At 58.6% G+C, this 19404-nt stretch carries 13 protein-coding genes; 7 read left to right on the top strand and 6 right to left on the bottom strand.

The window, feature by feature from the left end:
• Positions 1-43: 43 nt before the first annotated feature.
• The gene (gene gabP / locus NHU87_RS08575; RefSeq protein ID WP_253547419.1) at positions 44-1450 is read left to right on the top strand and encodes a GABA permease; all 1407 of its coding nucleotides are present in this window, start codon (positions 44-46) and stop codon (positions 1448-1450) included.
• A gap of 60 nt (positions 1451-1510) precedes the next feature.
• On the opposite strand, the gene NHU87_RS08570 is transcribed toward gabP, so the two are convergent.
• The 3 genes from NHU87_RS08570 to NHU87_RS08560 are packed head-to-tail and all read right to left on the bottom strand — an operon-like array spanning position 1511 to position 4176.
• Positions 1511-2140 carry a TetR/AcrR family transcriptional regulator gene (locus NHU87_RS08570; protein ID WP_253547417.1) on the bottom strand — a complete coding sequence of 210 codons (630 nt, stop codon included), beginning with the start codon at positions 2138-2140 and terminating at the stop codon, positions 1511-1513.
• Entirely contained in the window at positions 2127-2978 is an 852-nt protein-coding gene (locus NHU87_RS08565; protein WP_253547415.1) for a 3-hydroxybutyryl-CoA dehydrogenase, read from the bottom strand. The genes NHU87_RS08570 and NHU87_RS08565 overlap by 14 nt, the downstream gene beginning before the upstream one ends.
• A gap of 13 nt (positions 2979-2991) precedes the next feature.
• Positions 2992-4176, bottom strand: a complete 1185-nt coding sequence (locus tag NHU87_RS08560; RefSeq protein ID WP_253547413.1) for an acetyl-CoA C-acyltransferase family protein — start codon at positions 4174-4176, stop codon at positions 2992-2994.
• Positions 4177-4306: 130 nt separating this feature from the next.
• Between NHU87_RS08560 and NHU87_RS08555 the strand changes: the two genes are divergently transcribed.
• Positions 4307-5323, top strand: coding sequence for an AraC family transcriptional regulator (locus NHU87_RS08555; RefSeq protein ID WP_253547411.1), 1017 nt, complete (start codon positions 4307-4309; stop codon positions 5321-5323).
• A 101-nt stretch (positions 5324-5424) separates the two neighbouring features.
• On the opposite strand, the gene NHU87_RS08550 is transcribed toward NHU87_RS08555, so the two are convergent.
• Positions 5425-5643: a hypothetical protein gene (locus NHU87_RS08550; RefSeq protein ID WP_253548076.1), complete on the bottom strand. Its 219-nt coding sequence runs from the start codon at positions 5641-5643 to the stop codon at positions 5425-5427.
• Here NHU87_RS08550 and NHU87_RS08545 point away from each other — a divergent pair.
• The 5 genes from NHU87_RS08545 (at position 5543) to NHU87_RS08525 (ending at position 11356) form a co-directional block, all read left to right on the top strand.
• Entirely contained in the window at positions 5543-7327 is a 1785-nt protein-coding gene (locus NHU87_RS08545) for a type I secretion system permease/ATPase (protein ID WP_253547409.1), read from the top strand. The genes NHU87_RS08550 and NHU87_RS08545 overlap by 101 nt on opposite strands.
• Complete coding sequence (locus NHU87_RS08540; RefSeq protein ID WP_253547407.1) at positions 7308-8621, top strand: HlyD family type I secretion periplasmic adaptor subunit; 1314 nt, start codon at positions 7308-7310, stop codon at positions 8619-8621. Before NHU87_RS08545 ends, NHU87_RS08540 begins: the two co-directional genes overlap by 20 nt.
• Positions 8622-8623: 2 nt before the next feature.
• Entirely contained in the window at positions 8624-10003 is a 1380-nt protein-coding gene (locus NHU87_RS08535; protein WP_253547405.1) for a TolC family outer membrane protein, read from the top strand.
• A 355-nt stretch (positions 10004-10358) separates the two neighbouring features.
• Positions 10359-10613: a hypothetical protein gene (locus NHU87_RS08530; RefSeq protein WP_253547403.1), complete on the top strand. Its 255-nt coding sequence runs from the start codon at positions 10359-10361 to the stop codon at positions 10611-10613.
• Positions 10613-11356 (top strand): response regulator transcription factor, encoded by a 744-nt coding sequence (locus tag NHU87_RS08525; RefSeq protein WP_253547401.1) that lies wholly within the window; start codon positions 10613-10615, stop codon positions 11354-11356. Before NHU87_RS08530 ends, NHU87_RS08525 begins: the two co-directional genes overlap by 1 nt.
• Before the next feature lie 124 nt (positions 11357-11480).
• On the opposite strand, the gene NHU87_RS08520 is transcribed toward NHU87_RS08525, so the two are convergent.
• Together NHU87_RS08520 and NHU87_RS08515 are read right to left on the bottom strand one after the other, a co-directional pair.
• Positions 11481-14192 carry a beta strand repeat-containing protein gene (locus NHU87_RS08520; RefSeq protein WP_253547400.1) on the bottom strand — a complete coding sequence of 904 codons (2712 nt, stop codon included), beginning with the start codon at positions 14190-14192 and terminating at the stop codon, positions 11481-11483.
• A 349-nt stretch (positions 14193-14541) separates the two neighbouring features.
• Positions 14542-18669 (bottom strand): T1SS-143 repeat domain-containing protein, encoded by a 4128-nt coding sequence (locus NHU87_RS08515; RefSeq protein ID WP_253547398.1) that lies wholly within the window; start codon positions 18667-18669, stop codon positions 14542-14544.
• Positions 18670-19404 lie beyond the last annotated feature (735 nt).

Genomic DNA, 19404 nt, shown 5'->3' with positions numbered 1-19404 from the left:
AGTCAGTACGCACTAACGTCGATCACCAGAGAACAAAAAAACAATGAATAGCCTGAACTCCAAAGAGTCGAACGGTCAGTTGGCGCAGGGTTTCAAGCCGCGTCACGTCACAATGCTTTCTATCGCGGGGATTATCGGCGCCGGTTTGTTTGTCGGCTCCGGACATGCCATCGCTGCGGCGGGTCCGGCGGTATTGCTGGCTTATCTGTTTTCCGGCCTGCTGGTCGTTCTGGTCATGCGCATGCTGGGCGAAATGGCTGTTGCCAACCCGGACACCGGATCTTTCTCTACCTATGCCGACCAGGCAATCGGGCGTTGGGCAGGCTTCACCATCGGCTGGCTCTATTGGTGGTTCTGGGTGCTGGTGATACCCATCGAAGCGCTCGCGGCCGGGCATGTATTGAATCAATGGTTCCCGCAGATCGATACCTGGTTGTTTGCATTGGTGTCGATCATTCTGTTGGTCGTGACTAACCTGTTCAGTGTGTCCAAATACGGTGAGTTCGAATTCTGGTTCGCGATGGCCAAGGTCGTGGCGATCATCGGTTTTATCGGCCTTGGTTTTGCGGTGTTGATGGGGTGGATTCCAGAGCGCGAAGCCAGCGGGTTGAGTCGACTCATGGAGGAACATGGCGGTTTTGCGCCCAACGGCTTGTCAGCGGTTGTAGGGGCATTCATCACCATCATGTTCAGCTTCATCGGTACAGAAGCCGTGACCATTGCTGCGGCCGAATCCAGCAACCCTGCGCAGAACATCGCCAAAGCCACACGCTCGGTGATCTGGCGTATCGGGGTGTTCTACCTGCTGTCCATTTTCGTGGTCATTTCCGTGGTGCCCTGGAATGATCCGTTGCTGGCGTCTGTGGGCTCTTACCAGCGGGCACTGGAGCTGATGAACATTCCCCATGCCAAGTTGCTGGTCGATATGGTGGTGTTGATTGCCGTGGCCAGCTGCATGAACTCGTCGATCTATATTTCCTCGCGCATGTTGTTCTCGCTGGGCAAGCGAGGTGATGCACCGAAGCCGCTGAAGGTAACGTCGTCGGCTGGCGTGCCGAGGGCTGCGGTGATCGCCAGCACCGTACTGGGTGCCGGTGTGACCTTGTTCAGCTACTTCATGCCCGCCGGACTGTTCCAGTTTCTGCTCGCCAGCTCCGGCGCCATTGCCTTGGTGGTGTACCTGGTTATCGCAGTGTCGCAACTGCGCATGCGCAAGATTCTGCGTCGGCAGAACGTCCCGCTGACCTTCAAGATGTGGTTGTTTCCCTGGCTCACCTGGTTGGTTATTGCCTTCATCTGCGCAGCGTTGGCGTTGATGATGGTGACGCCCGAGCACCGTATGGAAGTGTCTTCGACCATCGGCCTGGCGCTGGTGATTTCCTTTATCGGCCTTGTGACCGCGCGCCAGCATGGGCAGCCGCAGCGTGCGGTGTCGGCGGAAAGTGCATAGCAGCCCTATCAGCGTAAAGCTGCTTGCGATCGTATCAGTGCGCCAGCCGTGGCGCGGCGGTTAACGCCTTTCTAGAGGCGGTGCGAGGCTTATCGCCTCCTGTGTGCGTCTTGGCGCCAGCAATCGCTCGATGGCGCCACTCAGCATGTTTTCCATCAGGTTATCGCGCTCTTGTTCATCCAGCGGATAGTGCGTCAGCCAACTGGGCGCGCTGTTGAGCAAGGCGGCAATGGCATGACCGGCGGCCAACAGGCCCTGTTCACTGAGTCGGAGGCGGACGCCGAGTATCAGCAGCAACTTGCGTTCGTACTGCTCGCGCAGTTGCCGAACGCGTTCCTGCTGCTCTTCATTCAGGCAGCCACTGTCGCGCTCCACCAGACGGAAATGCCAGGGCATTTCCTGATGCAGATTCAGGTGCGCGCGGATCAATTGGTTAAGTCTGTCGCGTTTTGTCGGGGCCGTTTTTTCGATGCGCCCCAGAGTGGCCAGCAGCTCTTCGTAGAACTCCTCGATCAGGTCGAGCAGCAAGTGCTGCTTGCTGGGGAAATGGTGATACAACGAGCCCGGGGCGAGCCCCAGGCACGTCGCGAGCTCACGCATGCCAACTTGACCGAAACCCTTGCTGGCAAAGAGCTCCAGTACCTTGTCCCGGTATTCGGCGAAGCGTGAGCAACGCTCAGGCATAGGCATGGAAGCCGCGCCCCGTTTTGCGTCCCAGGTAGCCGGCGGCGACCATTTCCTTGAGCAGTGGAGCGGGGCGGTATTTGCTGTCGTTGAAGCCGTCGTAGAAGGCTTCAAGGATGGCCAGCACGGTGTCCAGGCCGATCAGGTCCGCCAACGCCAGCGGGCCAATCGGCTGGTTGCAGCCCAGGCGCATGCCGGCGTCGATGTCTTCGGCGCTGGCCAGGCCTTCCTGGAACACCAGGATCGCTTCATTGATCATCGGCACCAGAATCCGGTTCACCACGAACCCCGGACGGTTGCCCGCGGTGATTGCGGTTTTGCCGAGTGTGGTCGCCATGTCCAGCGCCAGGGCGTGGGTGGCATCGCTGGTTTGCAGGCCACGAATCACTTCGATCAGGCCCATCACCGGCACCGGGTTGAAAAAGTGCAGACCGATGAAGCGCTCAGGCTGGCTGACGCTGGCAGCGAGTTGAGTAATGGACAGCGATGACGTGTTCGAGGCGATCACACAGTCGGCGCTGACCTGCGCGGCGATTTGTTGCAATACGCGCAATTTCAGGTCGAGGTTTTCGGTGGCGGCTTCGATCACCATTTGCACGTTTTGCAGGCTGCTGTAATCGGTACTGGTGCGAATCTTGTCGAGGGCAGCAAGCTTTTGCTCGTGCGTCAGCGTGTTTTTGGCGACCTGCCGATCGAGGTTTTTATCGACGGTCGCGATTGCCTTTTGCAAGGCACTTTCGCTGATGTCGATCAAGGTCACGTTGAGGCCGGCCAGTGCGCAGACTTGCGCGATGCCATTGCCCATGGTGCCGGCGCCGATGACGCCAATGTTCTGAAGATTCATGCGCACGTCCTTATCAAACCCGCTCGAATAACACGGCGATGCCTTGGCCGCCGCCGATGCACATGGTCGCCAGGGCATAACGGCCTTGGCAGCGATGCAGTTCGTGAATGGCTTTGGTGGCGATGATCGCGCCAGTGGCGCCCACCGGGTGGCCCAGCGAGATACCCGAACCGTTGGGGTTGACCTTCTGCGGATCGAAACCCAGTTCTTGCGCGACGGCACAGGCCTGGGCGGCAAAGGCTTCGTTGGACTCGATCACATCAAGGTCGGCAACGGTCAGACCGGCGCGCTTGAGCACCAGGCGAGTGGCGGGAATCGGCCCCAGCCCCATCATCGAAGGTTCAACGCCAGCGTGGGCATAACCCACCAGTCGGGCCATAGGCTTGAGGTTTTGTTCCTGAACAGTTTGACCCGTGGCCATGATCAGTGCGCCGGCACCATCATTGAGGCCGGATGCGTTGCCGGCGGTGACACTACCGTCCTTTTTGAAGGCGGGTTTCATGCGGCTCAATTGCTCGGCATTGACCTCAGCCCGTACATGCTCATCCGTGGCAAACGAAACCGTCCCTTTGCGGGTCGCAATTTCGATCGGCACGATTTGCCCGGCAAAACGCCCTTCGGCAATCGCCCGCGCAGCACGCTGCTGGCTGAGCAGCGCCAATTCATCCTGGGTCTGACGCGTGATGCCATAGTGCTCGGCGATATTTTCAGCGGTGATACCCATGTGGAAACCGGCAAATGGGTCTTGCAGTACCCCGAGCATGTAGTCGATGGCCTGCATGTCGCCCATGCGTGCGCCCCAGCGCGCCTGCGGCAACAAGTATGCGCCACGGCTCATGGACTCGACGCCGCCTGCCAGCGCAGCGCCCGCATCCCCCAGCATCAAACTTTGCGCGGCACTGACAATCGCCTGCAAACCCGAACCACAAAGACGGTTGACGTTGAAGGCAGGAGTCTCTTTCGTCAGGCCGGCATTGATCGCTACGACCCGGGAGATGTAGGCATCACGTGCCTCGGTCGGGATCACATGGCCCATCACCGCATGACCGATGTGCTCGGGGGCCAGGCCTGATCGTTCGATAGCGGCGCGGCAAACGTCGGTTGCCAACTGAATAGGCGGCACATCCTTGAGTGAACCGCCAAAGCTGCCGATGGCAGAACGGACGGCGCTCACTACAAAAATATCGGAATGGTTCATGTTGGCTCTCTGAATAGGTCTTTTTTGTTGGGCACGAGTCTAGAATCAGCAGCGCTACGGGCCTATGCCAAAACTGTTCAAGGGTGATGGCGTTTTTTGCCATGTTCAGATGTGACGAGAGAGGCATTCAATGCGGGAAACGGATTCGGTGGCGGTTTACTTCATGTACCCCATGATCCATGCGTTACGTGAGGAACCGCAGCGTCTGCGGGCAGTACTCGAACAAGTGGGAATTGATCCGGCACTGATCGATCAGCCGACGGCACGGGTGCCGGCCACGGCGTTCGCCGCGTTGTGGCTGGTGCAGATTCGTGAGTTGAACGACGAATTTTTCCGGTTGGACTCCCATGGAATGCCACCGGGCAGTTTTGCCTTGATCTGTCGGGCATTGATTCAGGAGCCGACGCTGGAAAAAGCCATGCGGCAGTGCCTGGCCAATTTCGCCCTGTTCCTGCGTGATTTTCGCGGCACGTTGAGTGTGCGTGGCAAGCGTGCGGTCATCAGCTTGCAGACCTGTGCGCAGAACAACGAGGTCAGCCGGTTGGGTGAAGAAACGTTTCTGGTGCTGATGATCAGTCTGCTGTGCTGGCTGGGCGGGCGGCGCATTCCGATCGATCGTGCAGACTTTCGTCATCAGCGTTTGTCGCTGCGTGATGATGCCTTGCTCTGGGGACCCAACCTGACCTTCGGCACCGAACGCACCGAAATCGAGTTCGCCAGTGACTACCTGCGGCTGCCGGTGATTCAAGACCTTGCCTCGCTGAAAGTGTTTTTGCGCACCGCGCCGCAATGGCTGGTGATCCGCTTTCGCAACCAGCATGGGCTGGCGTCGCAGGTTCATCAGCGCCTGCGCCACAGCCATTACAGCGAATGGCCGACCTTGCAGGCCTTTGCCCTGGAACAGCACCTGAGCCCCAGCACCTTTCGCCGCAAACTGGGACGTGAAGGCTGTTCGTATCAGGAAATCAAGGATGAAGTGCGGCGCGCGGTGGCGTTTGAACGGCTGCGCCAGAGCAAGGCGAGCATCAGCGATATTGCCGAACAGTTGGGGTTTCAGGAGCCGAGTGCGTTCCATCGGGCGTTCAAGAAGTGGACGGGGGAGAGCCCGGGGCGGTATCGGGCGCGGTTTCAGGAGGGTTCTGAATGAGCCCTGTCCCTTGACTGGTAGAAGCTCGTTGGCGTCGCGGATGGATATGTGAGCACGTCGTAGAGCCTCTTGGCCTCGAAATCGCCGGTATCTTGCGCTCTTCACCACCGGGTCGCTGTCGGATAATACCCATTGCCTGAAGCAATCCGGCCAATGGTTCCCCACACGCGTTCGGCATGATCTAAGCTCCAGAAGATGTTTTTGCGAGCAGGGGTTTCAATGCGAAGTACACCTGAAAACAGCCTGAAAAATGCATTGAAAGCCTGTAAAGACAGCTTTATTTCTGTTGGTTTTTTCAGCTTTTTCATCAATGCGCTCATGCTCGTGCCTACCTTTTATATGCTTCAGGTGTATGGGCGAGTGATGGCCAGCGGAAGCCTGACAACCCTGGCCATGCTGACGCTGATCATGACCGGGCTGATCATCACGCTCGGCTCCCTGGAATGGATCCGTTCGCGCATCATGGTTCGCGTCAGTACCCGACTGGATGTGTTGCTCAGTCGCCAGGTCTATAAGGCCAGTTTCAAACGGGCTCTGGACAGTGGTGGCATGGATGCTTCGGCCCAGTCGCTCAACGACTTGACGGGATTGAGACAGTTTCTCTCCGGTAACGGTTTGTTCGCCTTTTTCGATGCGCCCTGGTTGCCTATCTATATCGCTGTGATGTTCATGTTTCATCCCTGGTTTGGCTGGGTGGCGACGGGCAGTGCGCTGTTGTTGTTATTGCTCGCATTTATCAATGAGAAGCTGACAGGGCCGGCGCTGGCCCAGGCCAACAAGGAACATATCGGCGCGACGCTCTACACCACGAAGAACCTGCGCAACGCCGAAGTCATCGAATCCATGGGCATGCTTGAAACCCTGATGGACCGTTGGGGGCTTCGTCAACGAAACGTTCTGCTGCTACAGGCCCAGGCCAGCGACAGAGGTGCCATCGTCAGCACGCTTTCCAGGACCTTTCGGATTCTGGTGCAATCACTGATCCTTGGCCTGGGGGCGTACCTGGCCGTGGACCATCAGGTGGGGGCAGGCCTGGTGTTTGCCGGGGCTGTGCTGCTCGGGCGCGCATTGGCCCCTATCGATCTGATCATCGGCAGTTGGAGGGGCTTCATTGCAGCTCGCTCGCAGTATGGCCGTCTGAACGACATCCTCGACAAACAACAGGCTCAGCCCGAGCGTATGTCATTGCCTGCGCCTCAGGGGCACGTGCAGGTGGAGAATTTGATCGTCGCGGCACCTGGTTCGAGAACCCCGATCATCAACAACATAAGTTTCAGCGTACCGGCCGGCTGCGTTGTCGGCATCATCGGTCCCAGTGCCGCGGGCAAGTCGACCCTGGCCAGGGCACTGATGGGGGTATGGGCGCCGCTGCATGGGGTGGTCCGGCTCGATGGCGCAGACATCAGCGCGTGGGACAAACATGAACTTGGGCCGTATATAGGTTATTTGCCCCAGGACATCGAGCTATTCGAAGGCAGCATCAGCGAGAACATTGCCCGCTTCACCGAGGTCGACTCGGCCAAGGTCATTCTGGCTGCCAGGACCGCTGGCGTTCACGAAATGATTTTGCAGTTGCCCGATGGCTACGACACTGTCATTGGCAGCGAGGGCCTCACGCTGTCGGGAGGGCAGCGCCAGCGCATCGGACTGGCCCGTGCCCTGTATGGCAGCCCGCGACTGATTATTCTCGACGAGCCCAATTCCAATCTTGACGAAGTTGGTGATCGCGCCTTGGTGGCAGCCATCCAGCAGATCAAGCAGAGCGGCGCGACGCTGTTTGTCATAACCCACCGAACCAACATCGTGTCGCAACTTGACCGGCTCATGGTGATGAACGCAGGGGTTATCAGTCTCTACGGGCCACGCGAGCAGGTGCTCGCCGAACTCAACGCGCAGAGACAGCAGGCACAAAAGCACGCCATGTCGGCAGGCGCCAGCATGGCTTCGGTCAAAACCAGCAGGGGCGATGCCGATGAACCCTACGATGCCCAATCGTCAAATTGAAAGCTTCGCCGGCCTGCCGACATCTGATCGTAAAGTACGCCGCTTGGGCGTGTGCATTGTAGGGGTGATCTTCGGCCTGTTCGGCACTTGGGCGGCGCTTGCGCCCCTGGACGGTGCCGCTTATGCGCCGGGAGTGGTCACCGTGCAGGCTTACCGCAAAACGGTCCAGCATCTTGAAGGGGGCATTGTCAAAGCGGTACTGGTCCATGACGGCGACATCGTCAAGCGTGATGACCCGCTGATCATTCTTGATGATGCCCAGTTGCGCTTCGAATACGAAATGACCCGAGGCCAACTGGTCGCGACCCAAGCCATGGAGGCAAGACTCAGAGCCGAGCGCGACACACAGTCGGCGATCAGCTTTGGCGATATAACCGACCCCGACAGTCTGCGAGGTGTCGAAGCGCGTCAGGGCGAGACCCAGGTATTCAACGCGCAACGGGGATCACGGCTGGGCCAGATAGCGGTGCTGCGCGAGCGCATTGGTCAGTTGAGTCAACAGATCAAGGGACTGGAGGCGATGATCGGTGCCAAGGCTCATCTGGAGAAATCCTACAGCGGTGAAATCAATGAATTGACCGACCTGCTCAAGCAAGGGTTCGTTGATAAACAACGTCTGCTCGAGCAGGAACGCAAGCTGGGGATGCTCAGGTCGGAGGTGGCTGATCACCGTTCCGCGATTAACAAGACTCGTCTGCAGATCAACGAAACACAGCTGCAGATTCTGCAAGTCGACAAGGATTTCACTACCGAGGTCGCCAAGCAACTGGCCGAGGTTCAGACCAGGATGTACGACCTGCAAGAAAAAACCTCCTCCCTGGAAGACCGGCTCAGTCGTATCGTCATCCGCGCACCCGACGCGGGCATGGTGATTGGCATGACTGTGCACACCATTGGTGGTGTGGTGAGCCCGGCGACGCCGCTGCTGGACATCGTTCCATCGGTTTCCGAACTGGTCATAGAGGCCCAGGTGGCACCGGTGGATATCGATCGTATCGCCATCGGCAAGCGCGCCGATATCCGTTTCGGCGCGTTCAACAGCTCGACCACACCGGTGATCGAAGGCGAGGTCAGCAGTGTATCGGCTGACCGGCTGACCAACGAAAAGACCGGGACGGCCTATTACCTGGCGCGGGTGCGGGTAACCGAGGAGGGTGCGCGCACCTTGGGTGAGCGCAAGTTGTTGCCGGGGATGCCGGCGGACGTATTGATCATCACCGGGGAACGCACGCTGTTGCAGTACTTGATGCAGCCGGCCCGCGATGCCATGGCTCAATCGATGATCGAGGAATAACCATGAGCGGGTCGGCAGTTCTGCTGGGCGGTGTGTTCATGCTGGCAGCGGGTGCCGCCCTGGCGCAAGCCATTGCGACAACGCCGACCGGGGTCAATGCCTCGACGTTTTCCACCGACCTCATGCAGTTGTATCGTGAGTCACGGCTGGAAGATCCGCGGGTTTTGGCCTCCTATGCGCAAGCGCAGGCGGGTAAGGAACATCAGCGCGAGGCCATGGGTGCGCTGTTCCCGCAGGTATCGCTGAACGCCGGGACGAATCGGATTCATCAGGAGAGCGACCTGGTACAGCACAGTTACGATAGCGAAAACTACAGCCTGGTGCTGCGTCAGTACCTCTACAACAAGGCCGCTTGGGATAACTACCAAAAATTCAAAAGCCTGGCCAGGCAGTCCGAATCGCAAGCGCTAAATGCCCAGGCCGAGGCCACAATGGACTTGGCAGAGCGTTACTTCACCGCGTTGGCGGCCGAAGATGAACTGGAGTTGGTGAAGGCAGAGCGTCGAACCACGCAAAAGAGTCTGGACCGAGTCAATGCGTTGTACGAAAAGCAGCTGGCATTGATTACTGATCAGCTCGACCTCAAGGCCCGGGTCGATTTGCTGGCGGCGCAGGAACTGGATGCCCGCAACCAGGCCAGTATCAGTCGCGAGGCACTGGCAGAGATCGTCGGCCGTCCGGTCAAGGAGAGGCTCAACCGGATTCGCGATGACGTGCAACTACGGGTTTCGGCGCAGAGTCTGGACACTTGGGTGCGCGAGGGTATAGCGCTAAACCCGGCGCTCAAGGCCAACGAGAGCGGTGTCGAAGCAGCGGGCGCTGCGTTGCGCAGCGGCAAGGGCGGGCACTATCCGACCCTGAGCCTTACGCTGAGCGCGCAGCAGACCAACGAGGGCTACAACAATGCCCTGGCACCGCGCACCGACAGTTATGTCGCCGGCATTGGCGTGCAAGTGCCGCTGTACAGCGGCGGTTCGACCTCGGCGCGGGTCCGTGGGCTTTACCAGGATCAGATTACCGCCGAGCAGGAACTGGAAGCGATCCGGCGCCGGGTGGTCAAAGAGATCACCAGCGCTTACCTGACCGCCAATTCCAGCGGAGAAAAGATCAGTGCGAGCCGCAATGCCCTGACCTCGGCACAGCTGTCCAGAGTGGCGGCAGAAAAAGCGCTCGATTACGGAATGGTCAATGCCGTCGATGTCCTGACCAGCGTACGCAACGAATTTCGGGCTCGTCGTGACCTGCTCAAGACGCAATACGAGTTCGTCACTAATGTCCTCACGCTCAATCGCTGGGCGGGAAAGCTGCCCGCCGAAAGTGTCGAAAGCGTTAATGGCTGGTTGAGCCCCGGCAGCTCTAGCCAAAACTTCACATCCCCCTGATCCTGCTCGCATACCGACTATGTATCCTCGTTACCACTGGACGCCAATCCGAGCAGACTGGGTGCATTCGTATGGCCCGGCGAGGCACGTTTTGCCGAGAAATTGACGTCAGTATTGAAATTACGCCCGTGCACAAACCACTCGTCGGTTAATTGACGATTTTGATCGCAATCAGACCTTGTTCGCAGATCACCCCGACGAGCCTAAGACCTTGATTTTCGAGGGCAGAGGGGTTATTGCGACATCTGCCGGGCGACCCGCATAAGGCTTGAATCGACGACTGGCGGATGGGCGGGCAGATGGCGCGCTGAGCTGGCCTAGACTCAGTTGAGCAGCTCGAGGGAGCCACATCATCATGCGCAAGTTATTGATGATTATTCCTATTTATGTTTCCTCGATGGCATTGCCCGGCTTTTGGAAATGTCCGCAACCCCTGCCTGTGAAGCCAGTGGAAGTGTCCCCAAAGGTGAATCTCCGGGCAGGCACCGTTCAGGCCTGTCGGCGTTCGCATCTGTCCTTCGATCACGGAGGGCAGGTGAGCGAGCTGCTGATTCAGGAAGGCCAAGGGAGGGAGGTCAGAGTTCATTTTTCAAGGGAGTCAGGACAGTAATGACGACCCATAGAAAACCCATTCGCGTGATGCTGATCGATTGTCGTCCCCTCGTTCTCATGGGCCTTCAAGATTTGATCAATGCCAAAAAGCCTCAGATGGAAGTGAGCGGCCAGGCCACCACTTATACCAATGCGCTGGATCTAGCCGATCAGTTGCGACCCAATGTGATTTTTTTCAGTTTCTTTCCGGATGCGTTGAACCCGCTGGAGGTCGTTGCCGGACTCACTCGCAGCGCCGAGATGAAAGTGCTGGTGCTCAAGGGATTGTACGAAGCCGTCCCCGTTGCCCAGGCAATAGAGGCGGGCGCACGCGGCATTGTGCTGGCGGAAGACCCGACGGAATCGATCATCCAGGCCATCATCACGGTCCATCACCGTGACACCGGATTGGATAGAGCCTGGGCCGGCGGACTTTCCGGCTATGCCGCGACCGGGAATATACATTTGAAATGCAATCTGGAGCAGGCAAAACAGGCTCGGCTGACGCTGCGCGAGAGGGAACTGATTCGCGCCATTGTGGGGGACCCGTCCGCCAAATACATGAGTATCGCCGGGCGCCTGGGGATCAGCGAGCACACCGTGCACAACCATCTCAGCAACATCTATCAAAAGCTTAATCTCATCAACCGCATCGACTTGCTGATGTATGCGCTGAAGCACGGGCTCACCAACAACGAAAAACCACCCGAGTCGACGTGGGTGGAACTGGATTTGGTTTCACGTCGGAACAAGACGCTCTGACAGCCTTTGGCGCGTCTGCCGCTGGGTGCCGGGGGTTGATGTGATCGTGCGGATCTAATATTGGAACTGACCAAACAATGCGAGGGTGGTTTACACCACCCTCGCATCCTTTTATGCGCGTTCCTCAGACGCTGCCAAGAACAATGTCGCTGGTCAGAAGATCGACCCCGACCAAGGTGATAGTCGTCACGTCTCCGCCCGTTTCGGTAACCGACACGATGCTGTCTGTGCCGCTGTTGTCGATCTGGACAGTAGCGCTCTGGTCGCCGTTGAGTACCAAGGTGTCTCGCAGATTTGCGTCCGCATCGAAGCCGGTGACCTGGTACAGGTTCTCGGTGAATGACAAATCGACGTTGAAGGCATCACGTTCACCGCCCGTGCCCACCAGCGTGTAGTCGAAGTCGCCGGCCAAGTCGTTGGCGAACAAGTTGGCGTCGAACGTACTCGTCGCCGAATCCCCATCTCTGTCCGTCACCGTCGCGTTGAACGTCAACTGGATGTCGCTGGCCAGGCTTTCGGTCTCCTGAATGAACTGGATCACCGGGATTTTGATCTCGCCTCGGCCCATCGTGAGCTGAACAGCGTCGATCAGTGTCGTGCCCTCCTGCTCAATGAGAAAGGACACCTGTCCACGGGGCTCTGGAGTCAGGGTATTCACCTCGATCAGGTTCGAAGTCGTGCCGTCCTCGTAGTAGATCCTGTAGTACAGGTCCTCGGTCGCTGTGTTGTAACCCGCTACAGAGTTGTCGATGAAGACCCTCATGGCCGTCAGCAGGGTCTCCGGGTTGACGACGAAACTCTCATCGGTGGCGCCGATTGCCGCCAGGTTGTCTCCCTGAAGCAGGTTATTGGCGACGCCGATGCCGGACGTGCTGACGTTCATGGCCCTCGGGTCGATGTACGAGGGCAGGGGGTTGGTCTGTAGCTCGGCTTCGGTGGGGTCGGGTGCCCCGAGCCCGATACCGGCCAGGATGTCCGAAGTCGACGCAGTTGTTTTCGCGGAAAAGAACACAACCTCCTCGGATGGCGAAGGAATAGTCGGCGGATCCTGCTTCGGAATCAACAATGTGCGCACGGGGTCCGGGCCGCCGGCATTGAGCGAACCATCGGCAGTGCTGAGTACGACTGTCGAACTGAAGCCTTGCACCAGATCTAGTGCATAGCTGCCATCGTCAAAGGCGGTCAGCGTGTAGTCGACGGTGGTATCCGCCGTGTCGGCGTTGTTGTCGAAATCGCCGGTCAAGGTCCCTACGAATTGGTACGCGCCATTACCGTCTGGCGAGAGCGCCAGCTCGGTGAGCGTGGCGGTCCCGGTCGTGGTCGTGTTGTTTGGCCTGACGAGGGTGAACTGGCTATTCACCGAGATATCCAGACCGGCCGCATTCAACCCGTCGGCGCCGGCCGACTGAGTCCAGAACCCCGTTTGCGGCAGGACACTACCGGTCCCGATCAGGTTGCCAAAGGCGAGTGCCGGGCCGTCATCTTCGAAGATGATCTTGGAACCGATTTCGGCGGTCGTAACAGCCGTTTGGAGCAGTGTGAAACCACCGATGTCAAAATCGGCGTGAGTATTGCCCCTGGCGTCGAGGGCCGCTCCATTCTCAATGAGTACGCGGTTGTGATCCGCCGTTGTGGTGTATTGAACCTGGTAGCCAGCCAAAACGCCGGTGATGGTTGCAACCCCGTCAGTAATGGTGATGGTAATGGCCGGATCATTCACCGATCCGTTTGAGTTCTCAATCACCTGCCCGGTGCTGATGTTGGTAACGAGCACATTGGTGATGGCCACCGGCGTATCGTTCGTATAACCGTTGATGAAATTCACGCCAGGTTCAGCAGTGGTGCTGAATGCGCTGATTTTTACCACAGCGCTCTTGCCGCTTTGCAACTGCACGACGTCGAAATTGGCCGTCTTCGCATTGACGACGCCGGTAAAGTCGATGTTGGACTCAACATCTGCTTCGGTCTGATCCAGGTTGGGAATGGTCACATCCTGCCTGGCACCGGTGACGAACGAATAACGAATGCCTTCCTGTTCCGTAATCATCTGGCTGTTGGTGCCAAAAGTGGTCGGTCCACCCGCCTGGCTGGTATTGATCGTGTCGCCGGTGTTGATATTGACGCCAGTTGACTGGTCTGCGGGGTTCTTGCCGGTGGCGATGATGGCGGGATCCGTGATCCGCACGACACCATCGACCGTTTCAGTGGCCGGGTTCACCGTCGTGAACATCAGGAAGAGGTTTTGACCGGAGGGCGCATTGGCCAGACTGAACTCCAGGTCCTGACTGGTTCCGACGAATACTTTATCCAGCAGATTGAGCGAATCATCGGCGTTCGTAGCATCTGGATGCTTGAGCGGTTGGTACTCCACGGTCCAGATCTTGCCACCCGTGACCGGTGATCCGGTTTCTTCGATATAGGCAGCGAACACGATCGCGCCGGTAGCGCTCCCGGCTCGGCCCACAAGGATGTTGTTGTTCGTGTCTGTATACAGAAGGATGCTGGTGCCATCGAGGGTATCCAGTCCGCTGTCCACGCCATTGAGCGGTGCGCCAGCGCTGTCGACGAAGCTGATATCGGTAATGCCGGTCGTGTCGGTGAGGGTGAACGCATTGCTGCCCGTGTTGCCCGCGGCACCGGTATAGCCACTCAACGCCGCACCCGTTGCGGTACCCGCCCCTAGTGCGATCAAACGGGTAGCGAAGGAAGCGGGCAGGGATGCTACCAGAATGTCGTTGTCGTCAGCGTCTCCCGCAGGGGTGGGCGTGGCGGTGGCGTTCTGCAAGCCGGGTGTCTCGTCCAGCACAGCGTCCTCGCCGGTGATTTCAATAGCCATGATTTTTCTCCCGAACAGTTGCGGTCATCGAGGCCTGACCGTTGACCTTCGGCCGTCACTATGGATAAGCGCCGGGGATTGCGCATCGGCCGATACTCCCAAGCGGGGTGGGAGTTTCAGCCTACTTGGGAGGGGAAAGGGGATGAGGGCGCGAAGGCATGGCGCGATGAGTGGTGGATGGGCATGGATAAACCATAAGCCCTGGTCAGAGGGTATTGAGGACTCGATTCCGTTTGGCCACCGACATTGAATACCCGGAAGGAGACCGTAAATGGAAAAACCCCGCTGCCTTGTGGGCAGCGGGGTTTTCCAATAAGAACCTCCTGAAGAGGTCATGCACATCAAGGGATCAGACGAGGTCTACCGGTGCCAAGTTAGTTAATCCCACCAGTTCGACCACGACAGGATTTTCGATATCAATCGTCTGGACATCGGTGAAATCGCTATCTCTATCGACGACTTTGAAATCCAGCTCTAGATCAAGGGTAGCTGGTGTAGTCGTGGTGGTGGAGAAACCAGCATCGATGATCTTCAGCGGATTCGTACTCGTATCCTCCGCAATCGTGTTTCCAGGCCCGACGAGACCACTGACCGGCTGTGCGGAAGTGCTGCTTGCGCCATCGGCACCGACATCGCGATTCAGATTTATCGCGCTGCCCGTAAGGCCAGCATCATTCGAAAGAATCTGAATACCCTTGATGAGCCAGTTATCACCGGTCTGAATGTTGAAATCATTGCTTTCAACAATCAATAGAGCATCATTATTGTCCAGGAACGGGTCGTTCGGATCGGCTGGGTCGTTGAGGATAAGGGCCTCGTACTTGGTTCCAACAAGATCGGTGTTGACCGTATCGTTCTCGTACACATCGCCTTGGTCGACGTAGATGGCACGTGTTGTAGTGATGGAAGAATCATTTGCATCAGCAAGACTGACTATAAGCAAAAGATCATCGCTTTCAGTCTCGTATCCATCGAACTTGATAAAGAAATCGGTCGCGTAACTAAAATTGTTCGCGCCCAGATTTCCTTTCGGATCAGTCTGGAAGAAATTGATGTTGGCCGCTTCACCTGCCTGGATCGTATTTCCGGAGACGCCCAGAGCAGTGCTGGACAAGGTTACAGAAGCCTGCGTGCCGCTCACAAGCTCACCCGCCATCACAACTGTATTGCCGCCGGCACTAAGTGGTGCCTCGAAGCCCGTGATCTGGATGAAGAAACCTTCCCCAAGCCTCCCAGTGGCCACAGGTGATGGGCCACTGGAAGGGCTCGTACCACCCACGTCATACGTTTCGTATCCAGTGCCTTCGCCCAGCGTGACGTCTTGCGTCGTTTGCAGCGCGTCCATCTCGAAGGTATAGGTGTCATTGACTTTGTCAAACACCAGCGTGCCTTCCACCAGTTCAGGCGTGGTGGCAGCACTCCGATCGTGATCGTATTTGAACGACACGTTAAACGTGGCAGCGTCGAGATTCTCTGAACCCCAGGTGACCGTTGGATCAACGATCGCAACATCGTTCGCCGAACCAGAGAGGGCGAGTTCGGCAAAATCACTGTCCGCTGCCGAAGAGTAGGTCGGCCCGCGCTTGTCCGCACCTATCGAGTAGGCGAAGTCACCCGAGAAGGTCCATAACGTCGCACCCAAAGTAGGATCGACATCCTGCACAGGGGCTGTCCCTATAACGGGTGTATCGTCGTCGACGGTGATGACCAGTTTATCGGCCGCGGCCGTCACCGTGTCGCCGTCCTTGTCGGTGGCCTGCAGCAGCGTGCCCAGGTTGAGGGTGATGTCGTTCTCGTTGTCGCCTGCCGCGTGATCCAGCGGCTTGAGCAGCGTGAAGCTGTACACACCCGCTGCGGTGAGGCTGAAGGTGAACACGTCGGTAGCGCCGGCCTTGGCGGTGAGCGTGTTGCCTGCGACGCTGTACACCAGCGCCACCCCGGCCGAGCTCAGCGCTGGCAAACCGCTGGTGTTACTCGACAAGGCATAGCTCAGCGGCGTGTCAGCGCCGGACTGGAAGATGCCGGTCACGCTGCCGCCAGCGGTGGTCGCCTCACCAGTCACGTCGCCCACACCACCGGCAATGCCATTGTCCAGGCCGTCCTCGTCGACGGTTCCCGTCACGGCGGTCCCGGTCGCCGTCGGCGTGTCGTCGTCGACGGTGATGACCAGTTTTTCGGCCGCAGCCGTCACCGTGTCGCCGTCCTTGTCGGTGGCTTGCAGCAGCGTGCCCAGGTTGAGGGTGATGTCGTTCTCGTCGTTGCCTGCCGCGTGATCCAGCGGCTTGAGCAGCGTGAAGCTGTACACACCCGCTGCGGTAAGGCTGAAGGTGAACACGTCGGTAGCGCCGGCCTTGGCGGTGAGTGTGTCGCCCGTGACGCTGTACACCAGCGCCACCCCGCCCGAGCTCAGCGCCGGCAAGCCGCTGGTGTCGCTCGACAAGGCATAGCTCAGCGGCGTGTCGGCGCCGGACTGGAAGATGCCGGTCACGCTGCCGCCGGCCGTGGTCGCCTCGCCAGCCACGTCGCCCGTACCACCGGCAATGCCATTGGCCAGGCCGTCCTCGTCGACGGTTCCCGTCACGGCGGTGCCGGTCGCCGTCGGCGTGTCGTCGTCGACGGTGATGACCAGTTTTTCGGCAGCGGCCGTCACCGTGTCACCGTCCTTGTCGGTGGCCTGGAGCAGCGAGCCCAGGTTGAGGGTGATGTCGTTCTCGTTGTTGCCTGCCGGGTGATCCAGCGGCTTGAGCAGGGTGAAGGTGTAGGCCCCCGCTGCGGTGAGGCTGAAGGTGAATACGTCGGTTGCGCCGGCCTTGGCGGTGAGCGTGTTGCCCGCGACGCTGTACACCAGCGCCACTCCGCCCGAGCTCAGCGCCGGCAAGCCGCTGGTATCACTCGACAAGGCAAAGCTCAGCGGCGTGTCGACACCGGACTGGAAGATGCCGGTCACGCTGCCGCTGGCCGTGGTCGCCTCGCCAGCCACATCGTCTGTACCGCCGGCAATGCCATTGGCCAGGCCATCCTCGTCAACGGTTCCCGTCACGGCGGTCCCGGTCGCCGCCGGTCCATCGTCGTCGAAGATCATCTTGGAGCCGATTTCGGTGCTCGTAATAGAGGCTTGGTGCAGGTGGAGGCCATCGATATCAAAATCGGCGTGCTCATTGCCCTTGGCATTGAGGGCCGCCCCATTCTCGATGAGCACGCGGTTGTGATCCAACGTTGTGGTGTATTCGATCAGGTAGCCGGCTTTAATACCGGTGATTGTTGCAACCCCATTAGTAAAGGTGATGCCAATGGTCAGATCATTCTCCGGTCCGGCTGAATTCTCGAGCACCGTCCCGGCGCTGTTGAGGACGCGAACGCTGACGATGTCAACCTTCGTATCATTCGTATATCCGTCGATGAATTGCGTGCCAGATTCAACAGCGGTGCTGAATGCGCTGATTTTTACGACAGCGCTCTTGCCGCTTTGCAACTGCACGACGTCGAAACTGACTGTCTTCACATTGACCACGCCGGTGTAGTCGATGTTGGCTTCAACATCGGCTTCGTTCTGATCCAGGTTGGGAATGGTCACATTCTGCCTGGCACCCGTGACGAACGAAAAACGGATGCCTTCCTGTTCCGTAATCATCTGGTTGTTGGTGCCGAAGGTGGTCGGCCCACCTGCCTGGCTGGTATTGATCGTGTCGCCAGTGGTTATATTGACGCCAGTTGACTGATTCGCCGGATCCTTGCCGGTGGCAATGACGGCAGGATCGGTGATCCGCACAACACCATTGACCGTTTCAGTGGCCGGGTCCGCTTTCGTGAACATCAGGAAGAGGTTCTGACCGGAGGGCGCACCGGCCAGACTGAATTCCAGGTTCTGACTGGCTCCGATGAAGACCTTACCCGTCAGATCGACCGAGTCATCGGCGTTCGTCGTTCCTGGATGCTTGAGCGGTTGGTATTCCACGGTCCAGATCTTGCCGCCCGTGACCGGCGATCCGGTTTCTTCGATATAGGCTGCGAACACGATCGCGCCGGTTGCGCTCCCGGCTCGGCCCACGACGATGTTGTTGTTCACCGTATCCGTATAGAGAAGGATGTTGGTGCCATCGAGGGTATCCAGTCCGCTGTCCAGGCCATTGAGTGGTGCGCCATCGCTGCCGACGAAGCTGACATCGGTACCGCTTGTGGCGTCGGTGAGGGTGAACGCATTGCTGCCCGTGTTGCCCGCGGCACCGGTATAGCCACTCAAGGCCGCACCCGTTGCGGTACCTGCTCCAAGAGCGGTCAAACGGGTAGCGAAGGCCGAGGGCAGAGCCGTTACCAGAATGTCGTTGTCGTCAGCGTCACTCGCAGGGGTTGGCGTGGCGGTGGCGTTCTGCAACCCGGTCGTTTCGTCCAGCGAAACGTCCTCGCCGGTCGCCGTGACGCTCAGGGCGGCGGCGGTAATCGACGTTGTCAGCAATGAGTTTTGTTCGTCAATGGTCATGACTTTTTCCTGGGCAGATGCGGTCATCGAGGTCTGACCGTTGACCTTTGGTCGCCACTATGGCTAAGCGCCAGTGATTGCGCATCGGCTGATACTCCCAAGCGGGGTGGGAGTTTCAGACTACTTGGTGGGGGGCATGGGTTATCCGATTTTGATGGTGTACATATCCGTTTCTGCGGTCACGGCTTCTATTGGTTTCGCTTTTACAGCGAGTCACTTTGGAAAAGCCCCAAAGTAACCAAAAGGCTTCTGCCCCTTTCGTTCGGTGCCTCGCTTAGGCTCGGCATGCCCTCGCTCCGGTCCTGCTCCGTGGGCCCGCCGCGATCGGCCATCCCTGGCCGTGCGCGGCTAACCCGGCATCCATGCCGGGTTGCCCACTTCGCAGAACCTCCGCTCGGCCTCTCGAGGGGGCGGTGCATCAAAATCAACAGCTGCAGGCGAGCTAACGCTCGGCCTGTTGAGTGGTGAAAAGCGGAGCGGATGTGCGCTGATTTTTTGTGGGCTTGTCGGGTCGCCGCATCGCTGCGATGGCGGTCTGTCAGCCGACCCATCCTCCCCGGATGTACCCGCTTCAATTGTGGGAGCTTGCTTGCCTGCGAAAGCGGCCTGTCAGCCGACCCATCTTCCCCGGATGTACCCACTCCAACTGTGGGAGCTGGCTTGCCTGCGAAAGCGGCCTGTCAGCCGACCCATCTTCCCCGGATGTACCCACTCCAACTGTGGGAGCTGGCTTGC

Source organism: Pseudomonas mandelii, assembly GCF_024138395.1.
In the GTDB taxonomy this organism is placed as follows: domain Bacteria; phylum Pseudomonadota; class Gammaproteobacteria; order Pseudomonadales; family Pseudomonadaceae; genus Aquipseudomonas; species Aquipseudomonas mandelii_E.
This window is presented reverse-complemented; position numbering and strand designations above follow the sequence as displayed.

Bases quoted from the DNA above. Each gene is read 5' to 3' on its own strand.
- gabP (WP_253547419.1), top strand. From the start codon at position 44: ATGAATAGCCTGAACTCCAAAGAGTCGAACGGTCAGTTGGCGCAGGGT.
- NHU87_RS08570 (WP_253547417.1), bottom strand. From the start codon at position 2,140: ATGCCTATGCCTGAGCGTTGCTCACGCTTCGCCGAATACCGGGACAAG.
- NHU87_RS08565 (WP_253547415.1), bottom strand. From the start codon at position 2,978: ATGAATCTTCAGAACATTGGCGTCATCGGCGCCGGCACCATGGGCAAT.
- NHU87_RS08560 (WP_253547413.1), bottom strand. From the start codon at position 4,176: ATGAACCATTCCGATATTTTTGTAGTGAGCGCCGTCCGTTCTGCCATC.
- NHU87_RS08555 (WP_253547411.1), top strand. From the start codon at position 4,307: ATGCGGGAAACGGATTCGGTGGCGGTTTACTTCATGTACCCCATGATC.
- NHU87_RS08545 (WP_253547409.1), top strand. From the start codon at position 5,543: ATGCGAAGTACACCTGAAAACAGCCTGAAAAATGCATTGAAAGCCTGT.
- NHU87_RS08550 (WP_253548076.1), bottom strand. From the start codon at position 5,643: ATGAGCGCATTGATGAAAAAGCTGAAAAAACCAACAGAAATAAAGCTG.
- NHU87_RS08540 (WP_253547407.1), top strand. From the start codon at position 7,308: ATGCCCAATCGTCAAATTGAAAGCTTCGCCGGCCTGCCGACATCTGAT.
- NHU87_RS08535 (WP_253547405.1), top strand. From the start codon at position 8,624: ATGAGCGGGTCGGCAGTTCTGCTGGGCGGTGTGTTCATGCTGGCAGCG.
- NHU87_RS08530 (WP_253547403.1), top strand. From the start codon at position 10,359: ATGCGCAAGTTATTGATGATTATTCCTATTTATGTTTCCTCGATGGCA.
- NHU87_RS08525 (WP_253547401.1), top strand. From the start codon at position 10,613: ATGACGACCCATAGAAAACCCATTCGCGTGATGCTGATCGATTGTCGT.
- NHU87_RS08520 (WP_253547400.1), bottom strand. From the start codon at position 14,192: ATGGCTATTGAAATCACCGGCGAGGACGCTGTGCTGGACGAGACACCC.
- NHU87_RS08515 (WP_253547398.1), bottom strand. From the start codon at position 18,669: ATGACCATTGACGAACAAAACTCATTGCTGACAACGTCGATTACCGCC.